Below are 20,000 nucleotides of genomic sequence, written 5' to 3'. Positions count from 1 at the left end.
CATTGATGACCAATTTCATAGGTCCATTGTCATGTCCGATTCGCCAACGATGTCCATGCCATTCAACCCCGCCGGTATCGAGCTTGATCGTCGCCAGGGTTTGAGTCGTCAGCTCTATCAGGCGTTGCGCCTGCGGGTACTGGATGGACGGCTGGCGAGCGGCACGCGGTTGCCGGCCAGTCGCGATCTGGCGGCGGCGTTGGGGATTTCCCGCAACAGCGTGGTGCGCGCCTACGATCAACTGTATGCCGAAGGCTTTATCGAAGGGCGGGTAGGCGATGGCACCTACGTCGCACAATTGATGCCGGTAGCGAGCCCTGCGAAAAAATTATCCACAAAAGTATCCACAGGGTTTTCAACAGGCTTACCCACAGCCTTATCCACAAATTGGCTGGATTTACCTGTAATTTCATCCAGTAAAGTTATCCACAGCGATAGTTTTTCGCGCATCGAAAAGAACCATTTGGCTCGGCCACCGAGTGGTCCGCCGCGAGCTTTTCGGGTGGGTGTTCCGGCGTTTGATCTGTTCCCGTTCGAGGTGTGGGCCAAGCTGAACGCGGCTTTCTGGCGTAAACCGGATCTGGAGCAACTGTGCTACGGCGATCCGTCCGGCGATGCACGCCTGCGTGCAATGATCGCTGCCTATTTACGCAGTTCGCGCGGCATGCAGTGTTCACCTGAGCAAATTGTGATCACCAGCGGCGCACAGCAAGGTATTAGCCTTTGTGCACAGTTGCTGGTGGCGCCGGGCGACGCTGTGGCGATCGAGAATCCTGGCTACCGCGCGGCCGGTCATGCGTTCGCTGTGGCAGGCGCTCGTTTGCACGGCATTGCCGTGGACGAAGAGGGCATGGATTGCTCGGCGCTATCGGCCACCGGGGATTGTCGGGTGGCGTATGTCACGCCCTCACATCAGTACCCGACCGGCGTGGTGATGAGCCTGGCGCGACGCCTCGAACTGCTCGCCTGGGCCGAGCGTAGCCAAGGCTGGATTGTCGAGGACGATTACGATGGCGAATACCGCTACACCGGTGCGCCGCTGGCGCCTTTGGCGGCCCTCGATCGACAGGGGCGAGTGCTGTATGTCGGCACTTTCGGCAAAGTCGCGTTTCCGGCATTGCGCCTCGGTTATCTGGTACTGCCCCCGGCGCTGGTCGATGCATTCTCGCAACGCCGGGCCGTCGATGTCCGCCATTCCGAGGTCAGTACTCAAGCGGTAATGGCCGAATTCATGGCCGCCGGGCATTTTCAGCGACATATCCGACGCATGCGCCGCGCCGCCCTGAGCCGTCGCAATACCTTGCTCGACGGCTGGCCGAGTGCCATTGCCGGCGTCGGCGACTTACCCGCTGTCTCGGCCGGACTGCACTTGACCGTGGCGGTCGACAGCATCGAGCGCGAGCAGCAACTCATTGAGCAAGCCGCCCGCGCCGACGTGGAGATCAACGGCTTGAGCAGCTACTGGCTGCCCGATTCCACGACGCCTCTGAACCAGCGTGCCGGGCTGGTACTGGGTTTTGCTGCAGTCCCTGAACCGGCAATCAAAGCGGCGCTGACTCGGTTGCGACAGGCGTGGCAGGTGTGAGAAACAGCGCTCGCGCAGACTTGTCGGAAATACCGCTGCGATGGATTTCGATCAGCGCCTGATTACTCAGAAAGCGCGGCTCATAGGCGCCTCCCATACGTCGCTGAGCCACGGTTTTCATATGCCCGACGGGAAATGGCGTGACGGGGGCTTTCACGCTGCTGTAGTGAAAATGCGCGTAGCACACGACCTTGTTGTTGTGAGCGTCGCGGATTTCGTACTCGTCGAGGAAACCGAGGTCTGCACCTTTGAGCCGGCGTCGAGTCACGGTTTGCAAGATCTTCACTTCGCCTTTGTCTTTCAGCCACTGAACTCCAGCCGCCGTCGGTGGCTGTTGCTTGACCATCCCGATGCGGGTGCTGGTGCCTTTTTCGTCAAGGGAGTTGGCAGCCTCGTCAAGCTTGTGGGCGAGCTCCTCGGTCGGCTTCTTGAGGTCGGCGGTCAGATTGCTGGTGGTCAATGCTTCACTGATCGCTGCGTTGGCTTCGCGCAGGGCAGCGGCATGCTTGTGATAGTCCTCCTCAACCTCGACAGGAATACGCCGCCCCCGTTTGAGTTGGGCCTCGATACGGCGGTGGAATGCGGCCAAGCCGTCGATCAGGGCCTGGCCTTCACGAATGCTGGTATTGAGGCTGGCACTGGCTTTGGGCGGTTTGGGTTTTGCCGTGCGTTGTTCGACCCAGACACCGGGTGACTCTTCCTCGAATGTTGCGATGACCCCTTTCAGGGTGCTCCGTACTTCCACCACGTCGGCGTGTTGACCGTTGATGCGCTTTCTCCTAACACCGACCACCGTGCCCCTGGATTTGGTCTTGATGATCTGGCGCGTCGATGATCTCGGCCTCGAAGGACCCGGTGTCGGTTCCAGCAGGTGCTTGTAGCGCAGCAGTTCGGCCAGCTTTGTATCCGTGCGCGCTTTGAACCCGATCACTCGTTTGCGCACATTCTCCAGTCGCTCGGTGTAGATCTGTTCGGGATAGTCGATGAGCAGATCGCCCAAGCGTTGATCAATGGAGGAAAACTGTTCGGCGACATTGCTCAAGACATCCGTGCGTTCGCGCAGGTTGTCCAGGCTTTCATCGGCGGTCAGATTCAACGTGCTCTGGATGCTCAGCGTCGCGTCTTCGATGAGACTGGCAAGCGCCTCATAGGCATTGGCAGCAGTCGCCGTTTCACCGGCCTTGATGCAGATCTCCTGGCCGAGACTGATCTGCAAAAGTTTGAGGTCGTTCAAATCATAGTCGGGCAATGCCTTGCGATAGGTGCGAACAACTTCGACAGCTTTTTCCCCAGCAGCTTCAGTTCATCAAAACGAGTTTCAGCCAACTCTATTTTTTCAATGATGGCCTGAGTCTGATCAGTCATTTCTTCAAAAATCTGAACAAATGACCGCTGTGCGAAACCGGCTTCACCGGCAAGCATCGCCTGCATGGTTTTCAAGTTGGCTTTGAACTCTGTGGAGTGAATCTCAAGCCATTCCTGCCCAAGAAACAACTGCATCGCCAGGCGCTGAGTCATGGTTTTCCGGTAGTTGGGAATGGGTTGTTTCTGATGCAACGCCTTAATCTGTTCGACGCTCGTACCGTACGCCTTGCGTTGGGATTCGAGCGTAGTCAGATACTGCTGGCGCGCTTGCGCTCGTACTGACGCAAGTGCGTCTTTGAACGCGTCGTGTTCGGCGTCGATTTGCAGCTGTTTGGCTTTCATCGTGGCGTCAAAGGCGCTGATTTCGGTGATCAGTTGTGCCGCGTCGAGTTTGTGGGTGTCCTGAATCTCCTGATGGGCAATGTCGAGCCCGCCGCCTCGCAGGCGCAATCGAAGGTCGATCACCCATTCACCGTTGGCGGTGCGGGTCAGCAGCGGTCCGTTACGCGACGGTTGCTGGCGTGAGTCGATGATCTGGACCTCGGCGTGTTCATTGATGATGACCTCGAACCAGCGCTTGCCCACGGGGGCGAACCATTGTTTCTGGCGGGGATAGAGGTGCTTGTGCGTGCCTTCGCCGGCGGCATCGCCGATGCCTCTGGGTTTGGTGATCTGGAAACTGTCGAGCAGCGCCGCAAGCGCGACGGGCGATCGTTTCAGTGCAGTAAAAGGGTTGACCACCATCTCATGCGTAATGGGCAGTTCGGTGCTGGAGATGTCAGGCAACTGCGCCGGTTTGCTGACCACGATGTCGGTAGTGACCGTCGGTGCCGGTTCTTCCTGCGGAAACGCCTCACGGATGGGCTGATCACCCACCGCTGCCCGATGGGCGAGGACCATGCCCAACGCCAGAAGAATGTCGGCCAGTGCGGTCCAGGCGATCTTGCCGGATTGCTCATTGGCGACGTCGCTGATCTCTTGCAGGTCGTCCATGATCTGCCAGATCCACGCAGCTGTGCCGACGCTGCGCCCGAGGAACGGCAACGCCGCATTGAACATCATCCAGCCGCCGCGTTTGAGCGTGGCCCAGCGCGCCTCTGCATCGGAGACCGACTGGCGATCGGCCTGGGTGATGACCGCCTGCACGTTGCTGTCATGCAGCGTCGCCAGTACATCGAACTCAATCGTCGCAGTCGACAGGGTGACGGGGCCGGACATGTCGAGGGCGGTGAAGGGGTTCACCAGCGATTGCGGGATCGTCCAGACCGAAGGCAGTCGGGCGGTGAAGACGAACTGGCTGTAGTTGAAGCGCACATCGTCCGGTAACCAGGCCAGCACCGACTCGCGCAGATGTTGCGAATGCTGGATTTCGTACAGCAGGTTGGCGTGGGAGGGGAACTGCATCAGCGCCATTTCGAACAGTGGCCGATAAAGCACGCACGGTCCTTTATCCACGTCACGCGGGCCGATGACGAACATGTTGTTGACGGTGTCCGCCTGTGAACGGCTGCGATGGGCCATGAACGCCAGCGGACGGATGACAATTTCTTCGCGATCAACATGGCGTTCATCGCCAGTGTTGGCCAATGCGGCAACGACATAGCGGTAACCCTGCTCGGTAATGCCGGTCTTGCCTTGTATCTTGTGTTGCAACGCCAGCAGCGGCAATTCGATGGGCAATTGGCTGGTGTATAGACCTTGCAGCGCTGCCGCCTTTTCGCTGTCGTCGACCAGCAGGTTTTGCAGGTGCGCCAGGTAGGTCTTGCCGATATCGACGCTGCTCACCAGTTGTTCCAGGTAGCTCACGGTCATCCACTCAGGCAACACGCCGCCATCCTTGTAGCGTGCGGTTTTATTGCCGGTTGGCTGCCCCGCGAGGTTTTGCAGGGCGAGTTCGATGAGCGACAGCGTCTGGGTCTGAGTATTACCCGGCAAGACGAACGTGCCCCAGACCACCAGGCTGGTGATGCTGATTTCGATGTCATCGATCTTCACGTCGCCGGCCAGCGGATGATCCTTGAGCATCTGTTTTTTCAAGGCATCGCGGGCGAAGGCTTGCAGGCCGATGACTTCGCTCTGGAATGATGTTCCCTTGTTCGTATGCTGGATCATGGTCAGATCCAGCAGATGCCGGCTGTAACGGGTTTGATCGGCAGGCGCCGCACTGTCGAGCCAGGCGGGCAGCATCGGAGGCAAGCGCTCGATATGAGGTTTGAGGCGTGGTGTCGGTTCTCGAGGGTCGCCGACAGTCCCTGCATGCGGGTAGAGCGGGTTGGCGTTCGAATCCTGAAAGAAACTGATTTCGCCGAGGGCTTCCGCTTCAAGCGCGATCAAGGTACACGCCTGATAGTCGAAGAAGTTACCCTGCGGTTCGAACAGTCGCCATTTCAGTCCGGCACCGGAGGCTCCTTTCCAGTAGCGACGGGGCAAGGCTTTGCCGAGTTCATCCAGTGATTCGAAACTCTCGAAACCCTGAATCACCGAATGCGTCACGATCCAGGTGCTTTTGCCGTCGGTACCGATCAGCACAGCCATATCGAGGAGCGTCAGATGCTCTTGGTCGTCACCCTTGGTGCGGTCCAGATCGATCAGGCAGGCGCGTACCTGGTAGTTGCCGGTTGGCAGGCGCTGGTGTTTGTCCGGGTGCCGGTAAACCGCCTCGACCATGGCGCGCTGGTTGGTATTCCAGTCGGGATTGGCCTCGACGCTCCAGAGGTTGCGCAAGGCTTGCGACAATTGCTGCCAGCGCGGTTGTCCCGGGTAGGTGAATTCGTCCCAATACTCGACTTGCTGTTCCTTGTAGGCAATGAACAGCAAAGGTGCCAGTTCATTGAGCAGCTTGCCGATCGCGCTGATTTTTACCGGTAGCTGGATGGCTGAGGGCAGGTCAGGCTGCAACGTCAGGTAATGTTCACCGTCGAGATACGCCACGGTGATTCCGCAGAGGCCCAGACGCACCAGTGTGTCGGTCAGCGATTCGATCAGAGGGCGGCCGGGTACGACTTGATCGCCTTCAATGACCCAGGTCGGTCTCACGACCATGGCTGACTGCGGGTCGAGATCGAGCTGCGGATACAGCGTCTTGAGTGCCGGACGCAAGGTTTTCGAGGCGACTTCTCGCAACGAAGGGCCGGTCACCAGTTGGGTCACGACATCGACGGCACTGGACGAGGGGATTTCGGGCATGGGCAATTCCTGCTCTGATAGACGCGCGCGGAAAGGGCGGCGGTTTCAGGCAAGGTAGAGGCGGGCCGCAGGGCCCGTGCGGTAGATAAATATTGCAGGCAAAAAAAGACCCGCCTGAGCGGGTCGGGTTTTGTTGATCGGGATTGAGTTGGTTTATTGCTCGAACCCTTCGAGCACGTTCACCGCATTGATGCCGATTTCTTCCACGGCGTAGCCACCTTCCATGACGAACAGCGTCGGTTTGCCGAGGGCGGCAATACGCTTGCCCATTGCCAGATAATCCGGACTGTCGAGTTTGAACTGCGAGATCGGATCGTCCTTGAACGTGTCGACGCCGAGCGAAACGACAATCACGTCGGCGCCGTAGCGATCGATCTCGTCGCAGGCCTGATCCAGTGCTGCACTCCACACGTCCCAACCGGAACCGGCGGGCAGCGGATAATTGAAGTTGAAACCTTCACCGGCGCCTTCGCCACGCTCGTCGTCGTAGCCGAGAAAGAACGGGAACTCCGCTTCCGGATGACCGTGGATCGAGGTGAACAGCACGTCGCTGCGCTCATAGAAAATCGACTGCGTGCCATTGCCGTGGTGATAGTCGACGTCAAGGATCGCGACCTTCTTGTGGCCCTGATCGAGGAACGCCTGGGCGGCGATGGCGGCATTGTTGAGGTAGCAATAACCGCCCATCAAATCGCTGGCGGCGTGGTGTCCCGGCGGACGGCACAGGGCGAAGGCACTGCGCGCGCCACGCTGGATTTGCGCTTGTGCGGTCAGGGCAACTTGCGCCGCGCTGTAGGCCGCTTGCCAGGTGCCGGCGGTGATCGGCGCACCGCCGTCGAAGCTGTAATAGCCGAGCTGGCCGTGCAGGCTGGTCGGTTTGATTGCCCGCAGGGTGCGCGCCGGCCAGGTGTAGGGCAACAAGTCGCCATCGGTGTTGAATTCAGTCCAGCGCGCCCACGCACCTTTGAAAAAGTCGAGATAGTCTTGGCTGTGGATACGGGCGATCGGCTGCAGACCGAAATCCTTCGGTGCCTCGACCGGGCCGAGGTTCTGGTTTTTCACGCGTTGCAGCACATGGTCGGCGCGCGACGGCATCTCGAAGCACGGTTTGAGCTGGCCATCGATGAGTTCGCAGCGGCCATGGTGCAGGTGGTGATCGTCCGAGTAGATCGTCAGCATTTGTTGTTCTCCGCAGGGCTGATTCGGTTGCTCTCAGTGTTGCGGCGCGAAGCGAATCGGAGAACGGCAGGAAAGGCCAAAAGGGGACTGATATGGCCAAAAAAAGTGACCGAAATTCGCCCCTCGCAGACGCAAGGCGCCCACTGACGGGGCGCCTGCAGGTGATTAGAGACGTGTCGGCTTCTGGTTGTACACCGATTGATGGCGATCGAGCACTTCTAACCAGTCCGCGCGTTTACGTTGCTCCAACACGGTGCGCAGTTTTTCGTAGGCATCACCTGTGCAAGCATCGCCCAGCGTCGGGTCGGCGCCTTTCTCCAACATCAGTGTGAACAGTTCCAGCACCTGTTGCCGGGCGAGTTCATTGTCCATGTCGCTTCTTGGCGCCTCGCTGGCCAGCAAATACAGCGCCGAATCCATGCGATCACGCTCGTAGCAGCGCCCGGCGGGGTAGAGCAGATTCAGTTGCGCGCCGGCCTCCACCAGACGTTTGGCCGCCGCATAGTTGTTACGGTAGATCGCTTCGTACAACGCGGTACGCTGTTCTTTGCTCTGCCGTCGATCAAGGTTTTGCGGGTGCTTGAACAGCCAGTTGAACAGTGCGTCATCGCGTTGTGACACGCGCTGCATCAACAGGGTTTCACCCCGTGCATCGGGTTCGTCGATGGCGGCGCCGACACTGAGTAGAAACTGCGTGCGCTGGCCCTGTTCCGGATCCTTGTTGGTCTTGAGATCCTTGTTGAATGCCTGCATTACCAGCGGCTCGCTGCCGTTGATCCCGCTGGTGGCTGCGCCGCGTTCAAGCAACAAACGGGCAATAGCGAAGTTCGGTGCATCCAGTGCGTGCGATAAGGCACTGCGGCCGTCCTCACCGAGGGTTTTCGCTTGGAGGCCACTGTCGAGCAATTGCTTCACACGGGCCGCGTCTTGCTGGTCGACAGCCTCGATCAACGGCCATTGTGCCTGGCAGGCCTGAGGATCGGCCTGCTTGAGGCCAAGCCGTTGCATCACGCGCTCGGGCACGCTCATATTGCGTTGCAGGCGCAGGCCGCAATAGATCCGGTAATACTCCTGCGCCAAGGCGAATTGCGTGGTGTAGGCCGGCGCTTTTTCGTAACCCTTCCAGGCCTGATCCGCGAGGTTGAGGTACACCGGAATGCGTTGCGGGGCCCGGCGTACAACTTCCAGCAGCCACTGCCGGGAGCCTTCGTCCGGCGTCAGTTCGCTTTTCCAGTAGGCGATGTCATTGAGTTGGCCGGTGTATTCCTTCTGGTCGGCGCCAATGCGGCGATAGTCCTGATTCAGAAACAGCTCATCGACCTTCTTCAGTACCGGGCGTTTGTCGCTGGCCTTGCTCAGTTGCTGATGCAGTTCCCAAAGTTGCAAGGCTCCGTCACCGGCAAGGTAGGGTTGCGGATCAACCACGATGCTCAGCGGCGCTTCGGGAACGTCATGGCGCATGGCGTCACGGGCGCCTTCGATGCTCTTGAGCCAGGTGTCGAGCACCGGGGCCGGCGTTTCCTGCAATGGCTGAAACGCAAGCATGTGATCTCCGCGAACCCGTCCCAAGGCCAGCAATGGGGTGCCGGGCGTACGCCAGTCGATCAGCAGATAACGTTTGGTTTCCCAGCCATTGGTTTTGACGCAATCGAAACTCAGCGTATCGACCACGATGCCCTGTGCAATGTCGGTGCGTTGCGCCGACGATGACAGGTTCATGTATTGGAATTCGGTTATGCAGTTGTGGAACTCATCGGCGGTGAGCAGCGGAATCGGTCCAAGCTTGTGCAGACGCTCGCGGTAGTTTTCATCGCTGTAGACGTTAAGGTAGAAGAGGCCGCGAAAGCCGCTGATCAATCCCGTCAAAGGTTTCTGCCTATCGAGGGGCTGTGCCGCGGCGGGGATCGGGATGATGGTTTTGCCATCCTCGGGCGCATCGACGGTCGGATGCGGCGGGCGGCCCCACCAGTCTAGTTGAATGGCTTGGACGGCCATTGGCAAATTGAGCAATACAGCGAGCAAGGCAAGGCGTGAGCCGCGGCGAAAAAGAGGCATCAAACAAAAACACCGGCAACGTGATTGGGCTGCGTAATGTAGTTCAGCTGATGGCTCGGTGCCTGATTTATCTCAAGGTCGGAACTGGCTCGGCGCCACGCCGCTCCAGCGCACGAAGGCATGGCGGAAGCTGGCAGTCTCACTGAAGCCAAGAGTTTCGGCAATGCGATAGATCGGCAACTGGTCCTCACACAACATCTGCTTCGCCCGTTCGAAGCGCAGCTCATCGAGCAGTTCCTGATAGCTGCTGCCCATGTCCTTGAGATGCCGGCGCAAGGTGCGCGGCGAGCATTTCATCTGTTGTGCCAAACCCTCCAGCCCTGGCGCGGCGTTCAATTGCGCGCTGAGCAGCTGCCGAATCCGCCCCAGCCACGCCTGACGCCCGGTGAACTCCAGGTTCTGTTTGCGGCAACGTTCGGCCATGGCTTGATGGGTGATGAGATCGGCCAGCGGCAGCGGTTGGTCGAGCCAGTGACGGTCGAAGGCAAAGGCGTTGTCCTTGGCGGTGAAGTGCAACGGGCTGTCGAAGTGCTCGGCATAGCTGTCGCGATAGTCCGGCGCGGCGTGTTCGAAGCGCGTGGCGAGCAAGGGCAGTGGATGCCCGAGCAGGTCATCGCAAATGACCTTCAGCGACACCAGGCAGAACTCGGCATTGAACACCGCCATCGCCGGGCTCTCGCGATAATCGGCAGCGACGAACCAGACGCGCTCGCCATCGTCTTCCAGGCTCAGTTCGAAAAGTGTTCCCAACAGCGCCGGATACCGGATCGCCAGGCGTAGAGCGTCACCGAAGGTGGCACAGGTGAGCAGTGCGTACCCGAGGATGCCGTAGCAAGAAACATGCATGCGCCGGCCCAGTTCCAGACCGATATCGCGCTTGAGCGCGACCGCGTTGGCGCAGACCTGCATCTCCTGATTGGTGGTGATACGCGTGTCGGCACGGCTGAGATCCGCCGCACTGATACCGCTGCCGGCCAGCAACGCTTCGCTCGACAGGCCTTCGGCTTTGAAGGTGTTGAGGATCAGCGAGACGGCGTTAAGGGTGGTGAGGTGGGAGTGGAGCATAAGAAGTTTCCCGATCATGGATAGGGATACCCCAGCAATTTATGTGCCGTTCAGATAATTTGTAATGTTGAGAATATATTGAAAGTTAAACTTCCAATCACTGGCGAGAGATTTGCAATTTGCAAGTTATGTTTTTTAAAGTTAACTTCGAATAATTAGAGCAGGACATGGTGCATGTCAATTCTAAAGTTTAAGCTGCGGTTGGTCTACTGTCAGAAATTACAGGTTTTTGGCGAATTGTTAACCGTTTGTCGAATATTTTTATTTGTAGGTATTTTTTTTGACAGCTCCATAAGTTGGGTCTAGTTTGCCAGTGGATGTCGCTAGTTGTTTAGTGGGTGTTGCGGGTTTTTCAGTAGATATGAATTTTGACTAATGTGTCGAAAAAGGAGATTTAAATGAACCGTTCACAAGCTAAAGAATATCCGCTCGAATTTTTCAAAGGCAGCAAGACGGCGCTTCAAGGCCAAATCACTGTGGAGGTTGACGGTCAAAAGCAAACATTTCCGGTCATTCACGCCGAAGTCCGTGCAAATAATATTGTTTTGGACTTCGATATGAGCGGCGGAGATCCGGACCGCAATAATATTATCGGCGTGGTAATCGGCAAAGCTCATTTGAATAAGAAAGTGGAGTTTGTGGGGCACGGCGACCCTGTTTATTTGTTGTTTCAGAATTCTGTGCAAGAGTGGGTGGCGACAAAGGGCTGGATTCGAGTCGAGTGGCAAGAGGGCAGTAAAAAAATCGCTGGATTGCTGGATAATGTGCAGGGCGATAGAGACAATAACTCCAAGCTTACCGGCGGAAAATTTGAAGTTACATTAGATTGATTGTTTAAACCTTCCTGCATCAATTTTGCAGGAAGGTTTATTTATGACGAGAGATGTATTGGGCGGCGCTGGTCAGACCAGCTCGCCACACAGGTCCAGCTCAACCAGTTGACGAACTTCCTGTGTGTTAAGCCCTGCACCGAGCAGGCCGTGTAACTTGCCGAACGCTGCCTCGCGAGTCATGCCACCGCCGGACAACACGCCAACACCGCGCAAGCGACTGCCCGCCTCATACACATCCAGCTCAACGCCACCCTCATGGCATTGCGTCACAGCAACCACGACTACGCCGTTGTCCCGCGCACGGCCAAGGCTTGCCAGAAACTCAGGGTTGTCGCTCGGCCCTGTACCGCTGCCGTAGCACTCCAGCACCAGACCTTGAATGCCGCTGTCGAGCAGACCGTCGAGCACTTCAGCGCTGATGCCCGGGAACAGTGGCAACACCGCAACCTTGGCCAGTTGTTTCGGCTGGTTGTAGTTCAACGACGCTGGAATCGAAGGGGCTTTGACACCGCCGCCCTGACGCTCCAGACGCTTGAACGGATGACGGCCGAAGCTGCGCACTTTCGCGCAACGGGTCGGCGCCAGCAGTTCGCCGTGGAAGTACAGATGCACGCCCGGCGCCAGACCTTGGCCGAGGGCAACCAGTGCGCCGCCGAGGTTTTCCCAGGCATCGCTGTCGGTAACACCGGCCGGCAGCATCGAACCGGTGAAGCAAACTCGCGCATGCAGGCCGAGCAACTGGAAGCTCATTGTAGCCGCGCTATAGGCCAGCGTGTCGGTGCCGTGCAGGATCAGCACGCTGTCGCAACCTTGCACATCAACGGCATCGACCACCGCTTCACGCAGTTGCTGCCAGTAGGCCGGGGTCATGTTGGCGCTGTCGATCAGCGGCGACATTTCCCGGAACTGCCACTGCGGTACGACGAGTTCAGGCTGGCTGTGCAGGTAGTCGCGCATCCGCGCTTCGAAACCGGACGCCGGGGCCAGGCCATTGGCGCTGGCCTGCATACCGATGGTGCCACCGGTGTAGAGCACCATGACGTGCTGGGCGGCGGGGTAGGTCGACGAATTCATGGGGATTCTCCGAAAGGATGAGGTCCTTGTGGGAGCGAGCCTGCTCGCGATGGCGGTTCATCGTTCAACATTGATGTTGGTTGAAAGACCGCTATCGCGAGCAGGCTCACTCCTACAAGTTATTGCACCACAATAACTGACGGGCGCAGGGGATGCGCCCGTCATTCACCTGTCAGCGTTGCGCTGCAGGTACGCCTTGCGGCTCGGCTTCGGTCTGGCCGGCAGCGGCAGACGGATTGGTCGGCCAGGCCTTCAGGTCGAGGTCCAGATCGGCAAATTTGCTCGAGTCGAACACAGGCTGTTTGACGCCGGCGCGGCGCTGCTCGTCGTAGTCGCGCATCACACGCATGCCGACCTTGAACAGCATGGCCAGGGCCACCAGGTTGACGAAGGCCAGGCAGGTCATGGTGATGTCGGCGAAGGCGAACACCGTCGACAGGTCCTGCATCGAACCCCATACCACCAGCGCCAGCACCAGGCCGCGGAAAATCATCAGCGCGGCGCGGTTGCGGGTGAGGAACTGCAGGCTGTTTTCGCCCAGGTAGTAGTTGTAGAGGATGCAGGTGAAGACGAACAGCGACAGCGCGACGCTGACGAACATGCGACCCCAGTCACCGACCACAGCGGCCAGCGAGTTCTGGGTCAGGACGATGCCGTCACCTTCGAAGCCCGGGGTGTAGAAGCCCGACAGCAGGATCAGCAGCGCGGTGCAGGTGCAGATCACGAAGGTGTCGAGGAACACGCTGAAAGCCTGAACCACGCCCTGCGCGCCCGGGTGCTTCACGGCAGCCACAGCGGCGACGTTCGGTGCACTGCCCAAGCCCGCTTCGTTGGCGAATACGCCACGCTTCACGCCCATGACGATGGCGCTGCCAAGCAGGCCGCCAAAGGCCGGGTCAAGACCGAAGGCGCTCTTGAAGATGGTTTCCAGCATGGCTGGCACGTGTTCGATCTGAGTACCGATCACGTATAGGGTTACGCCGATATAGGCCAGAGTCTTGATCGGCACCAGCAGGTCGGACACCGAGGCGATGCGCTTGATGCCGCCGAGGAAGGTGATGGCCAGCAGCACTGCCAGGACGATACCGGTGTGTTGTGGGTTGAATTCAAAGGCGTTCTGCAGCGAGTGGGTCACGGTGTAGGACTGCAGGCCAATGAAGGCAAAGCCGTAGGTGACCAACAGCAGGACCGAGAACACCACCGCCATGCCTTTGAGCTTAAGGCCGTGCTGGATGTAGTAGGCCGGGCCGCCACGGTACAGGCCGTCGCCATCGGCGCGCTTGTAGACCTGGGCCAGGGTGCATTCGAAGAAGCTGCTGGACATGCCGACCAGTGCGGTCACCCACATCCAGAATACCGCACCCGGACCACCGAGGGTCACGGCGATGCCGACACCGGCGATGTTGCCTGCACCCACTCGGCCGGCAAGGCTGAGCATCAGGGCCTGGAACGAGCTGAGTTGCCCGGCGCTGCCCTTGAGGCTGTCGCGGAACACCGCGAACATGTGGAAGAAGTGGCGCAATTGAACGAAACGCGAGCGAATCGTGAAGTAGCTACCGAGCCCGACAATGAGCACGATCAGTACTTTCCCTGAGAGGAAGTCGTTAATGACTTCGAGCATGGATTTTTCCTCGCTGTTTATTGTGTAAGCAAATACTGGATGGAAGAAACATCGTGTTACACCGGTGTGCGCGCGGCACGACGGGTGAGGCGAAGGTTTCGTCCGGTTCCATTTCGCGGGTTTGTTATTAGTTCGGGTTTCGCATGGGTTATGGCCTCGTTACCGACGACCGCTCACGCGAAGAGGGGCGGCACTATACCGATCAGTGACGCGCCCGTCTGCACGGTAGTGGTGCAAGCGACGAAACGAGGCTTTGAAACACCCGGCGTTACCGGCGCCGGGCTTGTGCAGGAACTGCTCTGTGTGGGAGCGAGCCTGCTCGCGAAAGCGGCATTGCAGACACATCGTTTTTGAATGTGCCGCCGTCTTCGCGAGCGGGCTCGCTCCCACATTGTTCAGTCCCCAGACATACGGGTCTCAGGGTCAGAAAGTTAAAAAAAAGGGCTTGGGGACTAAATCCCCAAGCCCTCAAAAGGTGAGAGGTGTCTAGTCCCTCGACCTGGTGAGCGGTGCTACAAGTAACGCGTCGGTTCAGCCTTTCAGCGGAACCAGACGTGGAGCAATCATGTTTTCCGGGCGCAGGATGTCGGCGAGCATGGCTTCGTCGAGCAGACCTTCTTCGCGCACCAGTTCCAGCACGCCGCGGCCGCTTTCAAGTGCGAGGCCGGCGATACGGGTGGCGTTTTTGTAGCCGATATACGGGTTCAGTGCGGTGACCAGACCGATCGAGTGTTCGACCAGTTCGCGGCAGCGCGCTTCGTTGGCGGTGATGCCGACGATGCAATGTTCGCGCAGCATGTCCATGGCCCGTTGCAGCAGGCGGATCGAGTCGAAGATCTTGAAAGCGATCAGCGGCTCCATCACGTTCAGCTGCAGTTGGCCGCCTTCGGCTGCCATGGTCAGCGCCAAGTCGTTACCGATGACCTGGAACGCCACCTGGTTCACAGCTTCCGGAATCACCGGGTTGACCTTGCCGGGCATGATCGAGCTGCCTGGCTGACGCGCTGGCAGGTTGATTTCGTTGATGCCGGTGCGTGGGCCGCTGGACAGCAGGCGCAGGTCGTTGCAGATCTTCGACAGCTTCACCGCAGTGCGCTTGAGCATCCCGGAGAACAGCACGAAGGCGCCCATGTCGGAAGTCGCTTCGATCAGGTCGGCCGCTGGAACCAGCGGTTGACCGCTGATCAGGGCCAGACGCTGAACAGCCAGCGCTTGGTAACGCGGGTCGGCGTTGATGCCGGTGCCGATCGCGGTGCCGCCCAGGTTTACTTCAGTCAGCAGTTCCGGGGCCAGCGTCTTCAGACGGGCCAGGTCTTCGCCCATGGTAGTGGCGAAGGCACGGAATTCCTGGCCGAGGGTCATCGGCACAGCGTCTTGCAGCTGGGTACGGCCCATTTTCAGGACGTGATCGAATTCTTTGCCCTTGGCGGCAAATGCCTGAATCAGGCTGTCGAGGCTGGCCAGCAGGGTGTCGTGACCGAGCAGCAGACCCAGACGGATCGCTGTTGGGTAAGCGTCGTTGGTCGACTGCGCCATGTTGACGTCGTCGTTCGGGTGCAGGTACTGGTACTCGCCTTTCTGGTGACCCATTGCTTCGAGCGCAATGTTGGCGATCACTTCGTTGGCGTTCATGTTGGTGGAAGTACCGGCGCCACCTTGAATCATGTCGACCACGAACTCTTCGTGGTAATCACCGCGGATCAATCGGGCACAGGCTTCGCTGATGGCAGCGTGCTTGGCTTCGCTCAGGTGACCCAACTCGCGGTTGGCGTCAGCAGCGGCCTGTTTGACCATTGCCAGGCCGACAACCAGTTTCGGGTAATGCGAAATCGGAACGCCGGAGAGACGGAAGTTGTTCACCGCTCGCAGGGTCTGGATGCCGTAATACGCTTGAGCCGGTACTTCGAGGGCGCCAAGCAGGTCGTTTTCTGTGCGGAAAGATGCAGCGGAGGACATGATAGAAATCATCTCGATATGGACCCGGTCTGTGCCGGAACGCTGCGAATGCTAGGCTTGTAGGAAATTTTGGGCCAATGCTGTTCAGCACTGCCCTATGCACATTCGGCATAATGCCCGTGTGACGCCGCGTGCGCGGCAGACGTGTGACCTGTTTTGGTGCGTGTCCGGGAGGACGTGATGAATCTGGAAAGCAAATGGCTCGAGGACTTCAGTGCTCTGGCCGCCACCCGCAGCTTCTCGCAAGCGGCCGAACGGCGCTTCGTGACCCAGCCGGCGTTCAGTCGGCGGATCCGCAGTCTCGAGGCTGCGCTGGGGCTGACCCTGGTCAATCGCTCGCGCACGCCGATCGAGCTGACGGCAGCGGGGCAATTGTTTCTGGTGACCGCGCGCACGGTGGTTGAACAGCTCGGTGAAGTGCTGCGCCATCTGCATCATCTGGAGGGCGGGCAGGGCGAAGTGATGCAGGTTGCCGCGGCTCACTCGCTGGCGCTGGGTTTCTTCCCGCGCTGGATTGCACAACTGCGTAATGAAGGCTTGAACATCGCCACGCGCTTGGTCGCAACCAACGTCGGCGACGCGGTGCATGCATTGCGTGAAGGTGGCTGCGACTTGATGCTGGCGTTCTATGACCCGGACGCGGCGATGCAGATGGATCCGGAGATTTTCCCCTCGTTGCATTTGGGCCAGACCGAGATGCTGCCGGTGTGCGCAGCAGATGCTGATGGCAAGCCGTTGTTCGATCTGGAGGGGGAGGCGAGCGTGCCGTTGCTGGCCTATAGCGCCGGGGCGTTTCTCGGTCGCTCGGTGAATGGATTGTTGCGTCAGCGTCAGCTGCGCTTCACCACTATCTACGAAACCGCGATGGCTGACAGCCTGAAGAGCATGGCGCTGGAAGGGCTTGGAATTGCCTGGGTGCCGCAACTGAGCGTGCGTGCTGAGCTGGCGCGTGGCGAACTGGTGGTCTGCGGCGGCCCGCAATGGCACGTGCCGCTGGAGATTCGCCTGTATCGCTGCGCCTTGGTGCGTAAAGCCAACGTGCGCCTGCTGTGGCGCAAGCTCGAGGGTGGCGCGGCACAAGCTTCCTGACCTGAACAGAGATCCAATGTAGGAGTGAGCCTGCTCGCGATAGCGTCAGCACATTCAGCGACGATGTGACTGACACACCGCCATCGCGAGCAGGCTCACTCCTACAGGGGATTTGCGGTGTTGCGGCGCTGACCTTCAGGTCAATAAAACCGGGCATTTGCGGCAGATGACAGATGGTCGTGCGGGGGGCTGTTTATTGCTTTCTTTGCGGTATACTGCGCGGCCTTCGGCCGGCACGTCCGGCCATTTTTCGTACAATCAAGCCACGCAACCTGCGTGGCTTGTTGTTTTATGACGCGCCTGCGGGCGCTCCAGAGAGAAGAGGCGCGACGATGAGTGCACTGGTTGGCGTGATCATGGGCTCCAAGTCCGATTGGTCCACCCTTAGCCACACCGCCGATATGCTGGAAAAGCTCGGCATCCCGTACGAGGTCAAGGTGGTTTCTGCCCACCGTACCCCGGATCTGCTGTTCCAGTACGCCGAAGAGGCTGAAAGCCGCGGCATCGAGGTGATTATCGCCGGTGCCGGTGGCGCAGCCCACTTGCCAGGCATGTGTGCGGCCAAGACCCACCTGCCGGTGCTGGGCGTGCCAGTGCAGTCGGCCATGCTCTCGGGTGTCGACTCGCTGCTGTCGATCGTGCAGATGCCAGCGGGCATCCCGGTCGCCACCCTCGCTATCGGCAAGGCTGGCGCGATCAACGCCGCGCTGCTCTCGGCGAGCATCCTCGGCGCCAAGCATCCACAGTTCCACGCGGTACTGAAAACCTTCCGTGCCGAGCAGACAGACAGCGTCCTGGACAATCCAGACCCACGTATTGCCTGAGGTTGTTGAGATGAAGATCGGTGTAATCGGTGGCGGCCAGTTGGGTCGCATGTTGGCCCTGGCGGGCACCCCGCTGGGCATGAACTTCGCTTTCCTCGACCCTGCGCCGGACGCTTGTGCCGCTGCGCTGGGCGAACACCTGCGGGCCGATTACGGCGATCAGGATCATCTGCGCCAACTGGCCGATGAAGTCGATCTGGTGACCTTCGAATTCGAAAGCGTCCCGGCCGAAACCGTGGCATTCCTCTCGCAGTTTGTGCCGGTTTATCCGAGTGCCGAAGCCCTGCGCATCGCTCGCGACCGCTGGTTCGAAAAGAGCATGTTCAAGGACCTGGGCATTCCGACCCCGGCCTTCGCCGACATTCAATCGCAAGCCGATCTGGATGCCGCCGTGGCTTCGATCGGTCTGCCGGCCGTGCTGAAAACCCGCACCCTGGGTTATGACGGCAAGGGCCAGAAAGTCCTGCGCAAGCCGGAAGACGTGGTCGGCACCTTCGCCGAACTGGGCAGTGTGTCCTGCCTGCTGGAAGGCTTCGTGCCGTTCACCGGTGAAGTCTCGCTGATCGCCGTGCGTGCTCGCGATGGCGAAACCAAGTTCTATCCGCTGGTACACAACACCCACGACAGCGGCATCCTCAAGCTATCGGTGGCCAGCACCGATCACCCGTTGCAGGCGTTGGCCGAAGATTACTCGAGCCGTGTGCTCAAGCAGCTCGACTATGTGGGTGTGATGGCGTTCGAGTTCTTTGAAGTCGACGGTGGCCTCAAGGCCAACGAAATCGCCCCGCGCGTGCACAACTCCGGGCATTGGACTACCGAAGGTGCCGAGTGCAGCCAGTTCGAAAACCACCTGCGCGCCGTTGCCGGCCTGCCGCTGGGTTCGACGGCCAAGGTCGGCGAGAGTGCGATGCTCAACTTCATCGGCGTTGTTCCACCGGTTGAGAAAGTCATCGCCATCGAAGATTGCCATCTGCATCACTACGGCAAAGCCTTCAAGGCCGGGCGCAAGGTCGGCCACGCCAACCTGCGTTGCGCCGACATGGCCACGCTGCAGGCGCAGATCGTCAAGGTCGAAGCGCTGATCGGCGAGTAACGACAGTTTCATGTGGCAGCGGCGGAACCATTCAGGGGCCGCCGTTCTCTCATGGCAGGATGCCAAAGTCTGACTAGGCTTCGCATATCTACTACTGAGAGGGAATTGCCATGGGAATTATCGGAACCATCTTTATCGGCTTGATCGTCGGCCTGCTGGCGCGGTTCCTGAAGCCGGGCGATGACAGCATGGGCTGGATCATGACCATCCTGCTCGGTATCGGCGGTTCGCTGGCAGCCACTTACGGCGGCCAGGCCCTGGGCATCTATCACGCGGGCGAGGGCGCAGGCTTCATCGGCGCACTGGTCGGCGCGATCGTGTTGCTGGTGATCTACGGCCTGATCAAAAAGAACTGATCCAAAGCGACAAAGCCCTCTCTGCCAACGTGGCCGGGAGGGCTAGAATGCTCGGCGATTCAATGTTCCTTCCTTTCTATACCGAGCACCTTCATGCGCCGTCTTCTGTTGACTCTCCTTTTCCTGGGCAGCGGTTTGGCCCACGCCGGCGAACTGCCGGAAACCGACTGGCTCGAACTGATGCCCAAGTCGGATCAAAAGGCCCTCGAGGCCATGCCTGAAATCGACCACAACTCCCCGGAAGCCACCGGCACCTTCACCGAGAAGGGCGGGATGAAGCAGGCCAAAGGTCTGCCGGCGGTGATGTATTCGACCAAAACCGTGGCGTCGATGAACGACAAGCACATCCGCATCGGTGGTTATCCGGTGCCGCTGGAGTCCGACGCCAAGGGCCGCAGCACGCTGTTCTTCCTCGTGCCGTACCCGGGCGCTTGCATCCACGTGCCGCCACCGCCGCCGAATCAACTGGTGCTGGTGCGTTATCCGAAGGGTTTGAAACTGGACGACATCTATACGCCGCTGTGGGTGACCGGCACGCTGAAGGTCGAGAAGGTCAGCAATGATCTGGCCGATGCGGCGTATGCGCTGGAAGCGGACAAGGTGCGGGTGGTGCAGGAATCTGATCTCTAACAATCACCACCAAACAACTGTGGGAGCGAGCCTGCTCGCGAAAGCGTCGTGTCAGCCAATTTAATGGATCTGACAAACCGCTATCGCGA

Annotated in this window: 15 protein-coding genes; 7 read left to right on the top strand and 8 right to left on the bottom strand. The window is 59.3% G+C overall.

Annotation, left to right across the window (positions count from 1 at the left end; translation table 11 throughout):
* The first annotated feature begins 31 nt into the window (after positions 1-31).
* Positions 32-1,585, top strand: coding sequence for a MocR-like pyridoxine biosynthesis transcription factor PdxR (gene pdxR / locus AC5SEM_RS25625; protein ID WP_495471534.1), 1,554 nt, complete (start codon positions 32-34; stop codon positions 1,583-1,585).
* Here pdxR and AC5SEM_RS25620 read toward each other — a convergent pair.
* From AC5SEM_RS25620 to AC5SEM_RS25600, 5 genes are all read right to left on the bottom strand, one after another.
* On the bottom strand, positions 1,542-2,819 hold the full coding sequence (locus tag AC5SEM_RS25620) for a hypothetical protein (protein WP_495471533.1): 1,278 nt from the start codon (positions 2,817-2,819) through the stop codon (positions 1,542-1,544). The genes pdxR and AC5SEM_RS25620 overlap by 44 nt on opposite strands.
* Positions 2,816-6,136: a dermonecrotic toxin domain-containing protein gene (locus AC5SEM_RS25615; RefSeq protein ID WP_495471532.1), complete on the bottom strand. Its 3,321-nt coding sequence runs from the start codon at positions 6,134-6,136 to the stop codon at positions 2,816-2,818. The genes AC5SEM_RS25620 and AC5SEM_RS25615 overlap by 4 nt, the downstream gene beginning before the upstream one ends.
* A 153-nt stretch (positions 6,137-6,289) precedes the next feature.
* Positions 6,290-7,315, bottom strand: a complete 1,026-nt coding sequence (locus AC5SEM_RS25610) for a histone deacetylase family protein (protein ID WP_368966353.1) — start codon at positions 7,313-7,315, stop codon at positions 6,290-6,292.
* Between the two features lie 165 nt (positions 7,316-7,480).
* Entirely contained in the window at positions 7,481-9,370 is a 1,890-nt protein-coding gene (locus tag AC5SEM_RS25605) for an ankyrin repeat domain-containing protein (protein ID WP_495471531.1), read from the bottom strand.
* 72 nt (positions 9,371-9,442) lie between these two features.
* The gene (locus tag AC5SEM_RS25600; protein WP_495471530.1) at positions 9,443-10,435 is read right to left on the bottom strand and encodes an AraC family transcriptional regulator; all 993 of its coding nucleotides are present in this window, start codon (positions 10,433-10,435) and stop codon (positions 9,443-9,445) included.
* 398 nt (positions 10,436-10,833) lie between these two features.
* On the opposite strand from AC5SEM_RS25600, the gene AC5SEM_RS25595 reads away from it, so the two are divergent.
* Entirely contained in the window at positions 10,834-11,265 is a 432-nt protein-coding gene (locus tag AC5SEM_RS25595; protein WP_495471529.1) for a hypothetical protein, read from the top strand.
* A 72-nt stretch (positions 11,266-11,337) separates the two neighbouring features.
* On the opposite strand, the gene AC5SEM_RS25590 is transcribed toward AC5SEM_RS25595, so the two are convergent.
* From AC5SEM_RS25590 to aspA, 3 genes are all read right to left on the bottom strand, one after another.
* On the bottom strand, positions 11,338-12,342 hold the full coding sequence (locus tag AC5SEM_RS25590) for an asparaginase (RefSeq protein ID WP_495471528.1): 1,005 nt from the start codon (positions 12,340-12,342) through the stop codon (positions 11,338-11,340).
* Between the two features lie 172 nt (positions 12,343-12,514).
* Positions 12,515-13,963 carry an alanine/glycine:cation symporter family protein gene (locus tag AC5SEM_RS25585; RefSeq protein WP_495471527.1) on the bottom strand — a complete coding sequence of 483 codons (1,449 nt, stop codon included), beginning with the start codon at positions 13,961-13,963 and terminating at the stop codon, positions 12,515-12,517.
* Positions 13,964-14,494: 531 nt separating this feature from the next.
* The gene (gene aspA, locus AC5SEM_RS25580; RefSeq protein ID WP_053125149.1) at positions 14,495-15,919 is read right to left on the bottom strand and encodes an aspartate ammonia-lyase; all 1,425 of its coding nucleotides are present in this window, start codon (positions 15,917-15,919) and stop codon (positions 14,495-14,497) included.
* Between the two features lie 180 nt (positions 15,920-16,099).
* Here aspA and AC5SEM_RS25575 point away from each other — a divergent pair, with 180 nt between their 5' ends.
* From AC5SEM_RS25575 to AC5SEM_RS25555, 5 genes are all read left to right on the top strand, one after another.
* The gene (locus tag AC5SEM_RS25575; RefSeq protein WP_007962273.1) at positions 16,100-17,008 is read left to right on the top strand and encodes a LysR substrate-binding domain-containing protein; all 909 of its coding nucleotides are present in this window, start codon (positions 16,100-16,102) and stop codon (positions 17,006-17,008) included.
* Between the two features lie 332 nt (positions 17,009-17,340).
* A complete protein-coding gene (purE, locus tag AC5SEM_RS25570; RefSeq protein ID WP_007920220.1) occupies positions 17,341-17,832 on the top strand; it encodes a 5-(carboxyamino)imidazole ribonucleotide mutase in 492 nt (163 codons plus the stop codon).
* Between the two features lie 10 nt (positions 17,833-17,842).
* Positions 17,843-18,925, top strand: coding sequence for a 5-(carboxyamino)imidazole ribonucleotide synthase (locus tag AC5SEM_RS25565; RefSeq protein ID WP_077575094.1), 1,083 nt, complete (start codon positions 17,843-17,845; stop codon positions 18,923-18,925).
* Positions 18,926-19,035: 110 nt separating this feature from the next.
* Positions 19,036-19,281 (top strand): GlsB/YeaQ/YmgE family stress response membrane protein, encoded by a 246-nt coding sequence (locus AC5SEM_RS25560; protein ID WP_007920223.1) that lies wholly within the window; start codon positions 19,036-19,038, stop codon positions 19,279-19,281.
* A gap of 93 nt (positions 19,282-19,374) precedes the next feature.
* Positions 19,375-19,911 carry a DUF3299 domain-containing protein gene (locus tag AC5SEM_RS25555; RefSeq protein ID WP_007920225.1) on the top strand — a complete coding sequence of 179 codons (537 nt, stop codon included), beginning with the start codon at positions 19,375-19,377 and terminating at the stop codon, positions 19,909-19,911.
* Positions 19,912-20,000: the final 89 nt, after the last annotated feature.

This window comes from Pseudomonas sp. CH61, from assembly GCF_059429415.1.
Note: the sequence above shows the minus strand (reverse complement) of the source record. Positions and strands in the feature narration are given on the sequence as shown.